The sequence below is a fragment of the Pseudomonas iranensis genome, assembly GCF_014268585.2.
GTDB lineage: Bacteria > Pseudomonadota > Gammaproteobacteria > Pseudomonadales > Pseudomonadaceae > Aquipseudomonas > Aquipseudomonas iranensis.
In genome coordinates this window covers 3,105,337-3,120,949 of the sequence record NZ_CP077092.1, presented here as the reverse complement: position 1 = coordinate 3,120,949, position 15,613 = coordinate 3,105,337, and the positions used below count along the sequence as shown (strand labels likewise).

Annotated in this window: 14 protein-coding genes; 2 read left to right on the top strand and 12 right to left on the bottom strand. The window is 54.4% G+C overall.

Annotated features, from left to right (window positions below):
* Window positions 1-17 precede the first annotated feature (17 nt).
* Genes HU724_RS14020 through HU724_RS14010 form a run of 3 tightly spaced genes read right to left on the bottom strand, consistent with a single transcriptional unit; the run spans window position 18 to window position 2,624 of the window.
* Window positions 18-767 (bottom strand): SDR family NAD(P)-dependent oxidoreductase, encoded by a 750-nt coding sequence (locus HU724_RS14020; protein WP_186566891.1) that lies wholly within the window; start codon window positions 765-767, stop codon window positions 18-20.
* Between the two features lie 59 nt (window positions 768-826).
* Entirely contained in the window at window positions 827-1,813 is a 987-nt protein-coding gene (locus tag HU724_RS14015; protein WP_186566893.1) for a quinone oxidoreductase family protein, read from the bottom strand.
* 28 nt (window positions 1,814-1,841) lie between these two features.
* Window positions 1,842-2,624: an SDR family NAD(P)-dependent oxidoreductase gene (locus HU724_RS14010; protein ID WP_186566895.1), complete on the bottom strand. Its 783-nt coding sequence runs from the start codon at window positions 2,622-2,624 to the stop codon at window positions 1,842-1,844.
* 125 nt (window positions 2,625-2,749) lie between these two features.
* On the opposite strand from HU724_RS14010, the gene HU724_RS14005 reads away from it, so the two are divergent.
* Window positions 2,750-3,706 carry a LysR family transcriptional regulator gene (locus tag HU724_RS14005; RefSeq protein WP_186566897.1) on the top strand — a complete coding sequence of 319 codons (957 nt, stop codon included), beginning with the start codon at window positions 2,750-2,752 and terminating at the stop codon, window positions 3,704-3,706.
* 8 nt (window positions 3,707-3,714) lie between these two features.
* Here HU724_RS14005 and HU724_RS14000 read toward each other — a convergent pair whose 3' ends face one another.
* The 9 genes from HU724_RS14000 to HU724_RS13960 all read right to left on the bottom strand — a co-directional run bounded on the left by HU724_RS14000 (window position 3,715) and on the right by HU724_RS13960 (window position 14,215).
* Complete coding sequence (locus HU724_RS14000) at window positions 3,715-4,764, bottom strand: hypothetical protein (RefSeq protein ID WP_186566900.1); 1,050 nt, start codon at window positions 4,762-4,764, stop codon at window positions 3,715-3,717.
* Window positions 4,765-4,915: 151 nt separating this feature from the next.
* Complete coding sequence (locus tag HU724_RS13995; RefSeq protein ID WP_186566902.1) at window positions 4,916-5,755, bottom strand: HpcH/HpaI aldolase/citrate lyase family protein; 840 nt, start codon at window positions 5,753-5,755, stop codon at window positions 4,916-4,918.
* A gap of 27 nt (window positions 5,756-5,782) precedes the next feature.
* On the bottom strand, window positions 5,783-6,601 hold the full coding sequence (locus tag HU724_RS13990) for an HTD2 family dehydratase (RefSeq protein WP_186566904.1): 819 nt from the start codon (window positions 6,599-6,601) through the stop codon (window positions 5,783-5,785).
* Window positions 6,602-6,612: 11 nt separating this feature from the next.
* On the bottom strand, window positions 6,613-8,271 hold the full coding sequence (locus HU724_RS13985; RefSeq protein WP_186566906.1) for a GMC family oxidoreductase: 1,659 nt from the start codon (window positions 8,269-8,271) through the stop codon (window positions 6,613-6,615).
* Between the two features lie 34 nt (window positions 8,272-8,305).
* On the bottom strand, window positions 8,306-9,706 hold the full coding sequence (locus tag HU724_RS13980) for a GntP family permease (RefSeq protein WP_186566908.1): 1,401 nt from the start codon (window positions 9,704-9,706) through the stop codon (window positions 8,306-8,308).
* Between the two features lie 50 nt (window positions 9,707-9,756).
* Window positions 9,757-10,971, bottom strand: coding sequence for a CoA transferase (locus HU724_RS13975; RefSeq protein ID WP_186566910.1), 1,215 nt, complete (start codon window positions 10,969-10,971; stop codon window positions 9,757-9,759).
* Window positions 10,968-11,459 (bottom strand): MaoC family dehydratase, encoded by a 492-nt coding sequence (locus tag HU724_RS13970; protein WP_186566912.1) that lies wholly within the window; start codon window positions 11,457-11,459, stop codon window positions 10,968-10,970. Before HU724_RS13970 ends, HU724_RS13975 begins: the two co-directional genes overlap by 4 nt.
* Before the next feature lie 46 nt (window positions 11,460-11,505).
* Complete coding sequence (locus HU724_RS13965) at window positions 11,506-12,984, bottom strand: aldehyde dehydrogenase (RefSeq protein WP_186566913.1); 1,479 nt, start codon at window positions 12,982-12,984, stop codon at window positions 11,506-11,508.
* Window positions 12,985-13,009: 25 nt separating this feature from the next.
* Window positions 13,010-14,215: a CaiB/BaiF CoA transferase family protein gene (locus HU724_RS13960; protein ID WP_202883380.1), complete on the bottom strand. Its 1,206-nt coding sequence runs from the start codon at window positions 14,213-14,215 to the stop codon at window positions 13,010-13,012.
* Window positions 14,216-14,587: 372 nt separating this feature from the next.
* On the opposite strand from HU724_RS13960, the gene HU724_RS13955 reads away from it, so the two are divergent.
* Complete coding sequence (locus HU724_RS13955) at window positions 14,588-15,493, top strand: LysR family transcriptional regulator (RefSeq protein WP_186566915.1); 906 nt, start codon at window positions 14,588-14,590, stop codon at window positions 15,491-15,493.
* Window positions 15,494-15,613 lie beyond the last annotated feature (120 nt).

The following is a 15,613-nucleotide window of genomic DNA, read 5'->3' as shown; positions in this document are numbered from 1 at the left end:
CGACAAGCTCTGGCGCATCAGTGGATGTGCAAGCCACCGTTGACGTCGAGGATCACGCCAGTGATGTAGCTGGAAAGGTCGGACGACAAGAACAGGCAGGCATTTGCAATGTCGGCAGGCAACGCCATGCGCCCCAATGGGGTCGCCGCCATCGCTGCAGCATGCATTTCAGGGGTGAGTTTGCCGATCAGCAGCTCGGTATCGACGAGGCCAGGGGCGATGGAGTTGACCCGGATGTTGTCGGCGGCGAGCTCACGAGCCATTGCCTTCGCCAGCGTCTGGACGCCGCCTTTGGCGGCAGCGTAATGAGGCCCGCCCAGGACACCTCCTCCGCGTTGGGCAGCGACCGAGCCCATGCATACGATCGCGCCACTGCGGTTGGTGCGCATGTGTGGCACCACAGCGCGTGACATGTTGTACGCACCGCGCAGACTGACATCCATGACCAGGTCGTAATCGTCCATCGTGCTGTCCATCAGCCTAAAAGACTGACTGACGCCTGCGTTGTTGATCAGGATATCGACCTTCCCGAACGACTCAACAATAGAGTTCACCGCCGCCAGACACAGCGCTGGATCGCGTACATCGCACGTCAGTCCAAGATGACCGTCACCCAGCTCCTTGGCAGCAGTCACAGTGTGTTCAAGGTTTAGGTCAAGCAAAGCAACACGGGCGCCATTCAGCGCGAAGCACTTCGCCGTTGCCCAACCGATGCCCTTCATGGAAGCGGCGCCGGTTACGATTGCAGTTTTGCCTTCAAGTAGCATTTGATCACCTTTATTGTTTTTGGCTGGTGAGTTGCGAACTTCGTAAGCGTCCGGTTAGGTCAGGGTTGAAGCACGACCGAACCGGTAGTGCGTCCATTGGCCAGGTCGTCGTGAGCCTTGCCCGCCTCTTTGAGTGGGTAGCAGTGCTCCGTACGAATTTTCAGAACACCCTCGCTGATCAAGCCGTAGAGCTCAGCAGCACCGCGCTTGAAATCGGCGTCTTCCGCGATGTAGTGGGAAATGGTTGGTCGGGTCAGGAACAGCGACCCTTTGTTGCGGGTATGAGCCAACTGGATAGGCTCTACGTCACCAGAAGGCCAGCCGAAGGAAGCCATCAGACCGAAGCGCTTGAGGCAATCCAGAGAACGTTCGAAGGTAGCCTTACCAATGGATTCGTAGACGATGCTGACGCCTACACCATCGGTCAGTTGCTTGGTGCGCTCAACGAAGTCTTCGCTGTTAAGATTAACGGGATACTTGCACCCATATTCCTTCAGCACCTCCAGCTTCTCGGTACTGTCGGTGGTGCCGATTACGTTGGCGCCAAGATGACTGAGCCATTGGCAAAGGATCAGTCCGACACCGCCTGCCGCAGCATGAACCAATACCCAATCACCCTTGTTTACCTCACGTAGTCGAGTCGATAGGTACCAGGCCGTCAGGCCGCGGAACAGGGCACCGGCAGCAATGTTTGGATCGATGTTCTGGTCTGGCAGAACGAACGCTCGACCGGCAGGGACATTGCGTACCTCAGAATAAGAGCCAGGGACAGCGTAGTGATAAGCAATCCGCTGTCCTACCTTGATCTCGCTGACCTCGCCACCCACAGCGGTTACTGTGCCCATACCTGCGAAGCCCAAACCACTCGGCAAGTTCACAGGAAGGATGCCGGAACGCAGCTGGGTATCGATGAAGTCGACACCGATCGCCTCATGACGAACTTGCACTTCATTTGCTGCTGGCGCAGCAATTGGCGCTTGCTTCCATTGCATGACCTCAGGCCCGCCAGTTTGCTCGATGAGCACGTAGCCAGTGGATTCACTCATTTCATATCTCCTATTTAGAGGTGGCGGATTATTGGGCTGTCCAACCGCCGTCGACGCGAATGCAGGTACCAGTGACCATCCGAGCTGCAGGGCTAGCCAAGTAAACGGCGGCGCCTACAATGTCGGAAATGTCAGCCATGTAACCGAGAGGAATTTTCGAAACAAGGAAGTCGTACTTTTCAGGCGTATCAACAATTTTGCGAATGAGCGGGGTATCCACAAAGGTGGGAGCGATGCTGTTGACCCGAATACCGGAGGAAGCGAGTTCGATGGCGAGTGCCTTCGTCAGCCCTTCGATGGCGTGTTTGGTCATGCAGTAGACCGACCGGTTAGGTGAACCGACGTGCCCCATTTGAGAGGTCACATTGATCACGCATGCCTCAGCGGCATCACCTGACTCAAGCATCTTTTTGATGGCGGCTTGCGAGGTCACAAACAGCGCCCGAACGTTCAGGTTAAGCATGAGATCCAGGTTTTCGTCGGTGACGTCCTGAATCGGTTGCGGGAAGTTGGTTCCCGCGTTGTTTACGAGAATGTCTAGCTGCGGCAGGCCGTCAATCACGCTCCTTATTGCAGCGGAGTCAGTGATGTCGCAAACAATGATTGAAGCCTCATGCCCTTCAGACTGCAATTCACTTGCGACATCACGCAGGGCTGATTCCGTCCGGCCTACCAAGGTCACACTTGCGCCAGCTTGGCAAAGCGCAAGTGCGATGCCGGCACCGATTCCACCACCGCCGCCTGTGATCAGCGCATGCTTACCATCAAGGCGAAAAGACTTTGCAACTGAGTAGTTCCGATCAAATGACACATCGGGCTCCTTTTGTTTTTGTGGATGCCGTTACGACGTGTTTGAAGCATAAGGCTGGGTGCGAAACCCATCCAATTCAATTATCATCGGAATTATGAAGATTTTTCGATCAAATGGTAAATGTCATGTCCCTTTCGACTGAACCACGCGCGTTACCGAACGTAAATCTCAAACTCCTGCAGGCATTCTTGCTTGTAGCTGAGCATGGAAGCTTTCGACAGGCTGCTGATTTAACTCATAAATCGCAGTCGGCAGTCACCAGTCAGATCAAGCTGTTGGAAGCACAGCTTGGGCTCTCACTGTTTCACCGCACGACACGTCATGTGAGCTTGACCCGTGAGGGGGAACAGCTCTTGGATAGCGCACGTCGGGCAATCCATGAGATTGAGTTAGGTTTGCGCAAGATTCAGGAATCGGCTGACCTGCAGAGCGGCAGAATATTCCTCGCGTGCTCCACCACGGTGGCCGCCACTCGCCTAGCGAAAATTCTGTCTGCGTTTGATCACGATTATCCTGCGATCGAGGTTTTCGTAAGGGAACTCACCTCTGGCGACATGCACGAAAGCATTCGCAAGGGTGAGGTAGACTTCGGCATTGGCCCTATGAGTGATGCTCAGGATTTCAATTTCGAGCCTGTCCTCACCGAAGATCTCTATGCATTGGTTCCCAAGAAGCTTCTGCCCGACGCGGGAGAGACGATCACGATGGAGGAGTTGGCCAAGCTTCCTCTGCTACTGCTAAACCAAGCCACCGCACTGCGGATGCTGATCGACGAAACTGCAAAGGCGTCTAACCTTACGCTGACGACCCGCTATGAGTTCAATCAGGCACAGACGTTAATTTCCATGGCGAGTGCAGGACTAGGAGCCGCGGTACTTCCATCGGTTGTGCTGCCTGACTACCCTCTTCCAGACACCAGCCAGATGCTGATTGTGCAGCCGAGGATGACCCGGCAGGTGGCGATCATTACTCTGAAAGGACGAGCCCTATCACCTGCAGCGGCCAAGCTCGCACAGTTGGTACGATTGCTCATCGGCTTACCTCATTCGACGCGTAACCGCACCCAACCCTACATGAGCTGACCTCTGTTTCACTCAGAGGCAGGCTTAGGTAACAATAGAGGTATCGCCATCAGCCGGATCGGGTCAGCTAAATCCGCTCCGGTCTGAGGCTGAATATCTTCTGGATCAATCGTGTGAGCGTCTTTCAGCTCTTCAAGAATGGAGCGAACTTGAGGTATGTCACACAGCACCGCTCGTAGACTACAGGCGAAACTATGACGCTCGTCATCCTTGAAGTGGATCTGGTCGACCGTAAAATTGAATCCGAAACTGGCATCGCCTGAGCGGTCTCCTCGATAATCATGATTGCCGGTGTACTCAAGGCGTTCGTTGAAAATCATTCCCATGAACTCATCATAGGATTCGAAGCGCGAATCGTGTTCTAAAAACTGTTGTAGATAAGAAATACCGTTATCACCCTGCAACAGGTACTTACCATACAACGAGTCTCGAAGCACAAATCTGTTGTTTGGTTGGTACTGGTAAGCCACCAATTGTTCTAGAGCTCTCCGCACCCTGCGCTCTAATCCCTCAAGTCTTCTCGGTAGCCCTGTGTCGATGGACACACTTTTGCGGTCAATCCAAAATGTCGAAAGCAGGTAAACAAACTCAATATTCACCTGTGCTCGTAGCATGTCTATGAGTGCCACGCCTGCGGGTACATCAGACCTACTGTTGCCCAGCTTCTCTAGAATAGGCGTTAGCCGCAAATCGAATATCTCAGCAGCGTCCCCAGCGGCTTCATTCAGGCTATCGAGAATCCGCCTGTGGTTCAAAAAGCGCTCCAACTTGGACAGCACCAGTCGGTATCGCTCACTTAAATCGTCCGCGATTTGCACGTCTCTAGTGCGGGCGATAGCTTGCATAACCGGGCGCAGGTCAGCTTGGTACACGTAGGTTTGATTCACCTGAATCACGGAAGCAGGCAAAAGCGAGCGAGGATGCGACTGCGTTTTTATGTGCTTTACGAACCGCCCACTGCTATCTCTGATTTGGCGAATTTCGGCTTCGGAGAAGCTACGAGTAGCGATGCCAGTATCGACGGCCTCGTCCGTAATTCCAACGTATTTTCGTTCCATGACTCTTTCCTACAGACAAGGGAGCCACAGCCAGTGCTGCAAGGCTCAGCAAAAGTGGCCATCTTATCCGATGATCGCTTTGCAAGCCGAACGCTTTGGAATGAGTTAGGAAATGCCACAGCAGCTTCAGGCTGTGGCTTCCCATGGGCATCTAAAAGGGCAAGCTGGCTAGCGAAATAATGCGGTCTGCCCGCGCCAGCACCGGCGCATCGATCATCCGGCCATCCAACTTGAAGGCGCCTAGTTGACTGAGCGCAGCCTCACGGACGCGTCGTGCCCAGTCCACCTCATTCGCCGAAGGGGTAAGGCTTTCATGAATGACGGATACCTGTGACGGGTGGATACACAGCACTCCGCCGAACCCCATGCCTTGTGAGTTCTTCACCGACTCTGCCAAACCGGACACATCAGCAATCGCAGGGTAGACACCATCCAGCGGCGGCGCCAACCTGTTCAGCTTCGAGTGCAAAATGACGCCTGCGCGAAGCGTATTGAGCATGTGTTGGCCGCCTTGGGTGCCCTCCTCCAAAGCTAAATCCACGGCCATGTCGATCGAGCCAAAACAAAGGCGCTCTACGCCAGGCGTCGCTGCGAGGAGTGACAGGGTTGCGGCTCCCGTGGCCGTTTCAATGATCAACCAGAGCGGCTTGCCGCACTCAGACAGCTGCATCACCAGTGCTGGATCTTCTGCCTTCGGTAACATGATCCCCGCGACGCCTGGTTCGCGATTGCAGAAATCGACGTCAGCTTGGTATTGATCATGGCCCGTACTGTTGATCCTCACCCACACCCCCGCCTCCGGATTTTGCTGAAGGAACGCCTGAAGCGAATCGCGGCCCCCCGGCTTTGCGCTTTCCTCGACAGCGTCTTCAAAGTCGATGATCACTCGGTCGGCGCCCGCGGCCAAGGCTTTGGCAAATCGTTCCGGCCGATCCCCAGGAACGAACAATGCAGACCTGACAATTTGAGTAGCACGGTCAAGCTGATCCATGAAGTTAACTCCAGAATAAATGGCTGGTTATTCAAACGTTACTTGGCCGGTCTGGCTGATGCCGTTGCTTGTGGCTGCCCATATATGAGCGACGCCAGGAGACTCCACAAGCCCGCCTATCTCGACCGTCTGATCTGAGATAATCGGTTGCACGCCTTTAAACGCGAAGCTGCGTACAACAGCGTCAGGCTTAGCCTTGGTGAAGGTTCGAAGAACAAGGGTTGCGGTCAGTGGCCCATGCACCACCAGACCTGGATAACCCTCTGTCTCGGTCACATAACGCCAGTCGTAGTGGATCCGATGGCCATTGAACGTGACTGCCGAGTATCGGAAGAGCATTACCGGATCGATATCTACCTGATCACGCCATTCCGCTTCGGGTGCGGGTTTACCAGGCACGGCTTTATAAGGGCTGGGGTCGCGATAAACGATGTCCTGCTCCTCGGTGAGCATCAGTTCGTTAAGCTGATAAATGCTGTGCTTCACCGTCACAAACAACAGAGAGCCAGAGCGCCCCTCTTTCTCTTGAATCCTTTCAATCGTGGAGATCCGCTCGGCAGGAACACCTACTTTCAGGGGTTTGTTAAATACCAGCCGCCCACCCGCCCACATGCGAGCACGACTACCCACTTCGGGCAAAAATTCTCCAGTTACGGGGTGGCCATCCACACCGATTAACTCGGCTGCTACAGCTTCTTGGAAAAATGCCCAATGCCAAAGCAACGGCAATGGCTCTCCTGCTGCTGGAGCAGGCTCGCTCAACGTACCCGCGATTCGGGTAACCAGCTCGGGGCTGATGGAGTCATGCCGCGTTTGAGTACGGCCAGCCCAGGTTGAATAGTCCATCGGTATTCTCCTCAAACCGCTGCCGATTTGGTAGCTGGCGTGTAACCCACATTAGCCAGGGCGCACGCATCCTCGATGATCATGTCCGCAGCTTTTTCCCCGATCATGATTGCCGGAGCGTTGGTATTGCCTGACGTGATGCTGGGCATGATCGACGCATCCACGACCCTTAGCCCCTGGATCCCATGAACCCGCAAACGGCTATCGACCACCGCCATCTTGTCGTTTCCCATTCGGCAAGTACCCACAGGGTGATACATCGATTGGCCGAACTTGCGGATGTAGCCAAGCAATTCCTCGTCGGTTTGCAGCTGTCGGCCGGGCATCGTTTCCTTCACAACCTTGTCCGCCAATGGTTGCGATGAATAGATATTTCGCATCCAGCGGATTCCGGCAATCATTGCCTTGCAGTCATCTTCATGAGTGAGGTAGTTCATCAGGATGTTCGGGTCGTCGTAGGCACTTGCAGAGTTCAGGCGCAACCGTCCACGGGACTTAGGGCGAACCTGGCTGCACGAGGCTGTGACCACTGGGATCTTCTCTGGGACGATCCGGCCGTCCTCAGTCACGACGATGCTGAATGGACGGAACTGGATCTGGATGTCTGGATACTCGAACGATGGATCGGACTTGGTAAACGAAACGACCTGGGCTGCTGCAGAGGTGAGCAACCCTTTTCGCACGCCTACGTATTGCAGAACATGCGGAATCAGCCACCAGCCTTGGATCTGGTGGTTGATGGACATTTCCGGTGATACCTGATTCAGAAAGTGCACATATGCATGGTCGTGAAGGTTCTCGCCGACGCCCGGAAGATCCTTTACGACCGCAATTCCGTGTTCTTGCAGATGCTCCTTCGGCCCTACGCCAGACAACATCAGAAGCTGCGGGGACGCAATTGTGCCGCCGCTGAGAATGATCTCGCTAGCCATGGCAGTACGCTTCCCGGGCTTACCTTTGATGGCGTAGCTGACGCCGATTGCACGGTTACTTTCAAACAAGATCTTTTCAACGTGGGCGTTGACCAGGATGTCAAGATTCGGTCTGTGCTTTATCGGGTCGAGGAACGCGGTCGCGGCTGACTGCCGCACTCCGTTTTGCATGGTCATCTGTGGGTAACCGACCCCCTCCTGGCGAGCGCCATTGAAGTCGGAGTTAAACGGAATACCAGCGTTTTGAGCTGCCTTGATGAACAGTTGAGAAGCCTGATGAGGATTTACCACGTCTGCGATTGCTAACTCACCATCCGCACCGTGGAAAGCGTCTTCACCACGCAGTTGTTTTTCGCTTTTTTTGTAGTAAGGAAGGACATCGTCCCATCCCCACCCACTGTTCCCCTCGTCTCGCCAATCATCATAATCCTTCGGGTTGCCACGCATGTAGACCAGACCATTGATAGAGCTGGAGCCACCTAACGTCTTGCCGCGAGGGCAATAAAGCACTCGGTTATTGAGGCCTGGTTCCGCAGCGCCCTGATAGCGCCAGTTCACCTTGTTGTTGGAAAACAGCCGCGTCATGCCAGCAGGAATCTTGATCCACAGCAGGTTGTCCGCAGGCCCGGCCTCAAGGAGAAGCACGCGTTTGGAGGGATCGGCTGTCAGTCTATTGGCCAGGACACACCCTGATGAACCTGCACCGATGATGATGTAGTCATAATGTGAGTTGCTCATATAGATACCCATCTCTTGTAGTTGTTTTGAGTGCTTAAACCAAGCCAGTCAGATAGAAGACCGCGATCACGATAAATGCGGCTAGGGTTTTGAAAATCGTTAGGACGAAAATGTCCCCATACGATTGGCGATGCGTGAGGCCCGTAACGGCCATGAGCGTGATGATCGCGCCGTTATGCGGGAGCGTATCCATGCCTCCCGCGCTGATGGATGCGACCCGGTGCATCACTTCTGCGGGAATTCCGTGTTGATGAGCCATCGCTATGAACTGATCGCCCAGGGCTCCCAGCGTCAGGCTCAAACCACCTGACGATGACCCCGTAATGCCTGCGAGAATATTGACGCTGACCGCGAGATTGATCAGAGGGTTCTCTATATGCGCGAGGGAATCAGCCACCATTTTGAATCCAGGCAACGCAGCGATAACTGCCCCGAACCCATACTCAGAAGCAGTGTTCAATCCGGCCAGCAGCGACCCTGAAACTGCGATCTTGGTGGACTCTGTAAACACGTATTTGATTCTTGAGAACGCCAGCACTACCGTGGCGAGGATGCCCAGCGTGAGCGCCCCCTCTACCGCCCAAATGGCAGCCATTTTGGTGACTTCTTGAGGTACGCCAGGGTAGTCAGGCCGGAACGTCACCAGTACCTGATTACCTGCACCGTAGCTGAACGAAATCAATTCAAGAATGAGCTTGTTCCCAATCCCCACAATCAGGAGTGGAAGAATTGCGATCCATGGGTTGACCAGCTTCTGGTCGTGCATGTGAGATGGCTCGTTTGTGTGTCCGGTACCATAGCCCTCCCCGGCAGCCATCAACGTACGTCGGCGCCACTCCAGATAGATCAACCCACACCCAGCCACGAAGATCGAACCTACGATTCCCAGCACAGGAGCTGCGTAACTGTCGGTGCCGAAGAAGCTCGTAGGAATGATGTTCTGGATCTGAGGAGACCCAGGCAGTGAATCCATTGTGAATGTGAAGGCACCTAAGGCAATTGTCGCGGGGATCAATCGCTTTGGAATGTCGTTCTGCCGAAAGAGCTCTGCAGCAAACGGGTAGATAGCGAACACTACAACGAACAGCGATACACCGCCGTAGGTCAGCACGCCTCCGACCGCGACGATGCAGGTTATGGAGTAGCTGCTGCCAAAGACCCGTGAGATCGCAGATACGATCGACCTCGCGAACCCCGAAACCTCGATGAGCTTTCCAAAGACCGCGCCGAGCATGAACACAGGGAAATACAGTTTCAGCAGTGAAACCATCTTGTCCATGAAAATGCCGCTGTATGCTGGCGCGACCATCGATGGATCGGTGAGTAGCACTGCACCCAAGGCCGCTATTGGCGCAAACAGGATGACGCTAAATCCCCTGTAGGCGACATACATCAGGAAACCTAGCGAGGCCAGGCAAATGAACAAACTACTCATTAAGCGCACTCACTATTATTTTTGTCGATGAGTTGAGTCGATTTTGCTTTTTACGGGCCCGCGACCACCTTGGCGTCGTGCAGCCTGGCAATTTGATGGGAGTCGAACCCAAGGACGTCGGCGAGCACTTCATCGGTGTGCTGCCCCACGACAGGAGCGCTTTGTACATGACCGCGCTGCTGGCCAAAGAAACGCAAAGGTGTGCCGCAGGACAGGTGTTGGCCAACTCCTTCAGTCTCGATGTATTCGAACAGCGGGTTCTCTAGAGAGACGCGATTGTCCTCTTCAAGTAGCTGGCGGACGGTGCGGTAAGGGCCGTAAGTGACCCCGTGAGATTTGAAATGCTGCTCGATCTGCGCCAGCGTGCGCGTCGAGCACCACCGGGCAATCAACGGTGCGATGATCTCGCGCCCCTCAAAGCGGTCTTTCTCTTGGCGGAAGTCAAATCCAAGGGTCTGCTGGAGGCCACCGATGATGTCTTCTAAACCGCACGCCTTGACCAACGATGTCCACTGCTTGCTAGAGATGGCCACCACCATCACGCGACGGCCATCGGACGTTGCGAAGTCCTTTCCGAAGGCACCGTACAGGTAATTCCCCAGCGACTTACGCTCAGGCTCCAGCAGCTCCGCCTCAGTCAGCATGCCTAGGTGAGAAAGAGTGGAGAATGCGCTGTCGGAGAGTGCGAGGCGGATTTCTGCACCAACGCGCTCACGGTACCGTCGCCCCAATGCGGCTATCACCGCAGTAGCGGCCTGGTTTGCACAAATCACGTCCCACGCCGGAAGCGTGTGATTGACGGGACGATCTTCGGAGCCATCTCCAGTGATCACTGGATATCCAGTTGCACAATTGACGGTGTAGTCGACCGCCGTGCTCCCATCGAAGTTACCTTCGATCGTGCAACTGATCAGGTCGGCGCGCCGCGCGCGAAGCACCTCATGACTAAGCCAGTCCACACCGATATTGGTTAATAACACACCTGATTGCTCACCCGGAGCACAGACCAGATTCTGGATGAGCTCACGCCCCTCCCCTGACCGAAGATCAATTGCGACTGAGCGCTTCGCCTTATTAAGGCTTGTCCAGTAGATACTTCGGCCATCGTCGGACAACGGGAGACGGTTGTAGTCAATGCCGCCTCCGATCAGGTCGACTCGGATGACATCTGCGCCAAGTTGCGCAAGTGTCATCCCACAGAGAGGTGCCGCGATGAAAGCCGAGCTTTCAATCACTCGGGTTCCTTTGAGCAAATCGTAATTCATTGGCCACCCCTCGCTGTCTCGGCGAACTCACGAGTCGGAACCAGGCATGAACGAGTGAAAACAAGACAGACAACGTCATGCTGATTGAAGGCTTCGGTTCTCGAGGTAACGATTCCTTGCCCTGGTCGTGAGCGGCTAGCTCTAACCTCAGTGACCTCCGATCGAGCGTAAAGCGTGTCACCTGGAAAGACCGGTGCCTTCAGTTCAATGTCCTTCCACCCCAAATTCGCGATCGCATTGAGGCTGATTTCATCCACCGTCATGCCCAATACAATCGCAACGGTGAGGCCGCTGTTGATCAGCGGCTTCTTGAATTCACTGGATGCTGCAAAGTTGCTGTCGCAATGCATCGGATGGCGATTCATCGTCAACAGGCTGAACTGGATGTTGTCGGCTTCAGTGATGGTTCGACCTGGCCAGTGGCGGTAGGTATTACCCACCGCGAAATCGTCAAAGAAGTTGCCTGGCATAGGAAATGGCTGGTGCATCGCTTTTATCCTTTTTGTGCGCAAAGCTTGAGAACGGCAGGTTCAATCAACCAAGAACGAATGGGTCTGGGGTATGCAGCGCAGTGCTGAACCAGACGCTCTTGGTTTTCAGGTACGCGTAGATCGCATCCTGTCCGTTCTCATGGCCAACGCCCGACCGCTTGTAGCCACCAAACGGCGCCATGTAGCTCACAGCGCGATACATGTTTACCCAAACCATCCCGGCTTGAAGTTTCTCGGACATCAGCAGCCCACGGCGCATGCTTTGAGTCCAGACACCCGCAGCCAAGCCGTATAGGCTGTCGTTCGCGATGCGAATAGCATCCGCCTCGTCCTTGAAAGGGATGATGGACAAGACAGGGCCAAACACCTCTTCTTGGGCAATGCGCATCTTGTTGTGTACGCCAGTGAAAATGGTTGGCTCAACGAACAGACCATTGCCGCACTCAGGTGCAGTCGAAGCCTTACCACCCAAGCGACAGATTGCCCCCTCGTCCTTAGCGATAGCGATGTAATCGAGGATTTTCTGATACTGCTGTGGAGTGGTTACCGGGCCGATCTGGGTGGTGGACAGCATCGGATCGCCCATTTTTGCGGTACTAGCGAAGGCCAGAAGTTTGTCGACGAACTCATCGTGAATTGACTCCTGAACCAGAAGACGGGAGCCTGCCACGCAAGTCTGGCCGGTCGCCGCCATGATCCCACCAACAACGCCCTTTACGGCGTTATCGAGATTGGCATCATCGAAGACGATGTTTGGAGATTTACCTCCCAGCTCCAAGGTCACCTTTTTCAGGTTCCTGGCTGCCGCCTCGTAGATTTTTTGCCCGCCCATCTCGCTACCTGTGAAGGCAATCTTCTGTACGTCGGGATGGTTGACCAATGGTTCGCCAACTTCCAGGCCAAAGCCCGTTACGACGTTGACGACACCAGCAGGGAAACCTGCTTTTTCGACAAGTTTGGCGAGCTCAAGCGCCGACGCGGACGTGAACTCGGAAGGCTTCAGAACGAAGGTGTTACCCGCCGCCAGCCCTGGAGCCAGCTTGTTCACCGCCAGCAGCAGCGGCGAGTTCCAGGCTGTAATGGCGACGCACACACCGAGTGGTTCATAGCGGGTGAAAGTGAACGTGTCTTTCTTGTCGATCGGAAGTACGCCACCTTCGACTTTGTCTGCCAAGCCACCAAAATAATAGAAATATTGGGGCAGATAGTTGACCTGACCGCGCATTTCCGCGAGCAGCTTGCCGTTGTCAGCAACTTCGGTGTTCGCAAGCAAATCAACGTTATCGGCGATCAGATCGCCTAGGCGCCGCAACAGCTGCCCCCGCTGGCTGGCGGTCATCCTCGCCCACTCACCGTCCTCGAACGCACGTTGAGCCGCCGCAACGGCGCGGTTTGCGTCGTCCGCATTGCCACGAGGCAGCGTTGCCCAGGCCTCACCGGTGTAGGGATTCTTGGTCTCGAACGACTCCCCCGATAACGATTCGACCCATTCGCCGCCGATGTACATTTTGTAGTTTTTCATTCTGGCTGCCTCGTAACGTTAGTAATCAGATGGTTTGGTTGGCACGCAGCGACGCGATGTCGGCGGCCGTCAGGGAGAGAACTCGGCGAAGAATTTCATCGGTACTGCTACCCAGCGCAGGGCCTGCGTGTTTGAAAGTCGCAGGGGTTTCGGACAGGCGCGGGATGGCACTTGGTAGTACCAATTCACCAACACGGGGATCCTGGATTCGAATGAGGTTTTTGCGCTCGGCGTATTGGGGGTCTTGGAAGATTTCCTCGATCGAGTACAGGGGCCCTGCCGGTACCTGACCCTCTGCACAAACCTTCAGGAGCTCTTCTTGAGTGTGCTGGGAGACCCATAAAGAAACGAGAGCATTGATCTTGGCCCTAGCAGCAACTCGATCTGGACTCGTGGGGTAGAGCTCAGCTAATTCAGGCTGCTCCATGGTCACGGCCAGCCGCTGGAACATCCGGTCGTTGCTGCAGGCAAGTGCAATCCAGCGGTTGTCACTGGTTTCATAATGGCTATGAGGCACGACGTTGACGGTATCAGGCCCCATGCGCTCCCGGACAAGTCCGAACTTGGCGTAGGCAGGGGCGATTTCATCCAGCAAGCGAAACACCGATTCATACAGTCCGATATCGATGAACTGGCCAACGCCGCCGGCGGCGACCGAACGCATTGCCAACAGCACGCCAATCGCGCCCCACATGCCAGAAATGTAATCAGCAAGGGATGTTGAACCAGGTACAACTGGTGGCCCGTCGGGCTCGCCTGCAAGAAAAGAGAGGCCACCAAAGGCATGTGCGATTCGTGCAAACCCTGGCTCACCTCGCTTGGGCCCGGTCTGTCCATAGGCACTGACGCGGAGCATTACGAGCTTAGGGTTAATTTCACGTAGGGCTTCAAAGCCGAGCCCCCACTTCTCAAGCGTACCTGGGCGGAAGTTTTCCAGGACGACATCAGACTCGGCCACAAGCGCCCTGAACAACTCCGCTCCTTCAGGGGTACGCAAATCCAGCGTCATCGACTGCTTATTGCGGGCTTCACTAAGCCACACGAGCGTATCCCCGCACTCAGTCGGAGTGCCAAATCTCCGCAGCGTGTCGCCGCCGTTCGGCTGCTCAATCTTGATCACCTCGGCACCGAAGTCGGCAAGTATCGTTCCGCAAAATGGCGCAGCGACGAACGTCGCGATGTCTAGCACTCGGACACCTTCCATCGGCTGTTTTATTGTTGTTTGGCTCACAGCGTTCTCCTCATGCACTCAGTTGAGCGGGCTAGCCGCTTCAAGGGATGAGGAAATGCTACAAGCGTGGGCAACGCATCACTAATTGAATAATTCATGGGATTATTCATTTTATTCGATCAGCTGCGTGACCCTGTTTGGGAAGACTTTAGCGATAGTCGGCAGGTAGCATTGGTAAGACTATGATTAACAAACTGTTTCCACAGCAGTACGCATGCTGGGAAGCAGGATGTTTTATAGTCAGGCGATTGATCACTACAGGTAGCGTGCCTAATTATGCTGCAGTGGCTAACCGGTTTCGGGAACGATGGTGAGCTATCCTTTGCGGGATTTGTGTCAGGATCCAACTATGAACAATGACAGGCTCCAAGAATGAATATGCTAGAAGCCATGGAGATGTTCGTGGCAGTGGTCGATCATGGCAGCTACACCAAGGCTGCAGAATCCATGCGGCTTCATCGTCCGGCGTTATCTAAAACCATTCAGAACCTTGAAAAAGATCTGGGTGTGCAGTTGCTGCATCGCACTACTCGAAGAGTAAATGTGACGCCTGATGGCGAGCTGTTTTACGACCGTAGCGTTCAGCTGCTAACAGACATCTCAGATGTGCTGGAATGGTTCTCGCCTAATCGACCACCCAAAGGCAAGCTGCGTGTTGATATGCCCACAGTGGTGGCAAATGCCATCATTATTCCCAAACTGCCCGATTTCCTTGAGCGCTACCCTGGCCTTGAGTTGTTCATCGGTACATCTGACCATCAAAACGATCTCATAGCCTCAGGAATAGATTGTGCGATTCGTTTAGGAGTGCTGGACGATTCCAGCATGATCGCCAAGCCGATCGGCCAAGTCGAACTGGTGAATTGTGCTGCTCCAAAATACATCGCCCAGCGAGGCTCGCCTGCAACCATTGAAGATCTGCGCAATCACGTGGCAGTAAACTTCATTGTCGGACATCGGCGGCAAATTATGCCGTGGAGATTCCGAGTCGACGGCGAGTTGGTTGACATCAAAATGAAAAGCGCGGTAGCTGTAGACAATGCCGGTTCCTTCCTGCACTGCGGACTGGCTGGCATTGGTGTGCTCCAAGGGCTCCGACCCGCTGTGCAGGAACACATTGATTCTGGTGCGTTGGTAGAAGTCCTCAAAAATTTACATACAGAGCCCAAACAAGTATCGATCCTGTTCCCTGATCGTCGAAATTTATCACCTAATGTAAGGGTGTTTGTAGAATGGGTGGCTGAGTTATTCCGCAGCTTGAACACCCAAAAAAAGTAAACTGAAATTTCTCAGAGGCGTGTTGCACGCCTCACTTTGTCCTCAGTTGATTGGTACTTTGCTGGAACCAGTCTATGAAGCCAATGCTTATATTTCCAATGCGTTCAGCTTGATAAAATT

Coding starts and splice junctions, on each gene's coding strand:
- HU724_RS14020 (WP_186566891.1), bottom strand. CDS start 767: ATGCTACTTGAAGGCAAAACTGCAATCGTAACCGGCGCCGCTTCCATG.
- HU724_RS14015 (WP_186566893.1), bottom strand. CDS start 1,813: ATGAGTGAATCCACTGGCTACGTGCTCATCGAGCAAACTGGCGGGCCT.
- HU724_RS14005 (WP_186566897.1), top strand. CDS start 2,750: ATGTCCCTTTCGACTGAACCACGCGCGTTACCGAACGTAAATCTCAAA.
- HU724_RS14000 (WP_186566900.1), bottom strand. CDS start 4,764: ATGGAACGAAAATACGTTGGAATTACGGACGAGGCCGTCGATACTGGC.
- HU724_RS13995 (WP_186566902.1), bottom strand. CDS start 5,755: ATGGATCAGCTTGACCGTGCTACTCAAATTGTCAGGTCTGCATTGTTC.
- HU724_RS13990 (WP_186566904.1), bottom strand. CDS start 6,601: ATGGACTATTCAACCTGGGCTGGCCGTACTCAAACGCGGCATGACTCC.
- HU724_RS13985 (WP_186566906.1), bottom strand. CDS start 8,271: ATGAGCAACTCACATTATGACTACATCATCATCGGTGCAGGTTCATCA.
- HU724_RS13980 (WP_186566908.1), bottom strand. CDS start 9,706: ATGAGTAGTTTGTTCATTTGCCTGGCCTCGCTAGGTTTCCTGATGTAT.
- HU724_RS13975 (WP_186566910.1), bottom strand. CDS start 10,971: ATGAATTACGATTTGCTCAAAGGAACCCGAGTGATTGAAAGCTCGGCT.
- HU724_RS13970 (WP_186566912.1), bottom strand. CDS start 11,459: ATGCACCAGCCATTTCCTATGCCAGGCAACTTCTTTGACGATTTCGCG.
- HU724_RS13965 (WP_186566913.1), bottom strand. CDS start 12,984: ATGAAAAACTACAAAATGTACATCGGCGGCGAATGGGTCGAATCGTTA.
- HU724_RS13955 (WP_186566915.1), top strand. CDS start 14,588: ATGAATATGCTAGAAGCCATGGAGATGTTCGTGGCAGTGGTCGATCAT.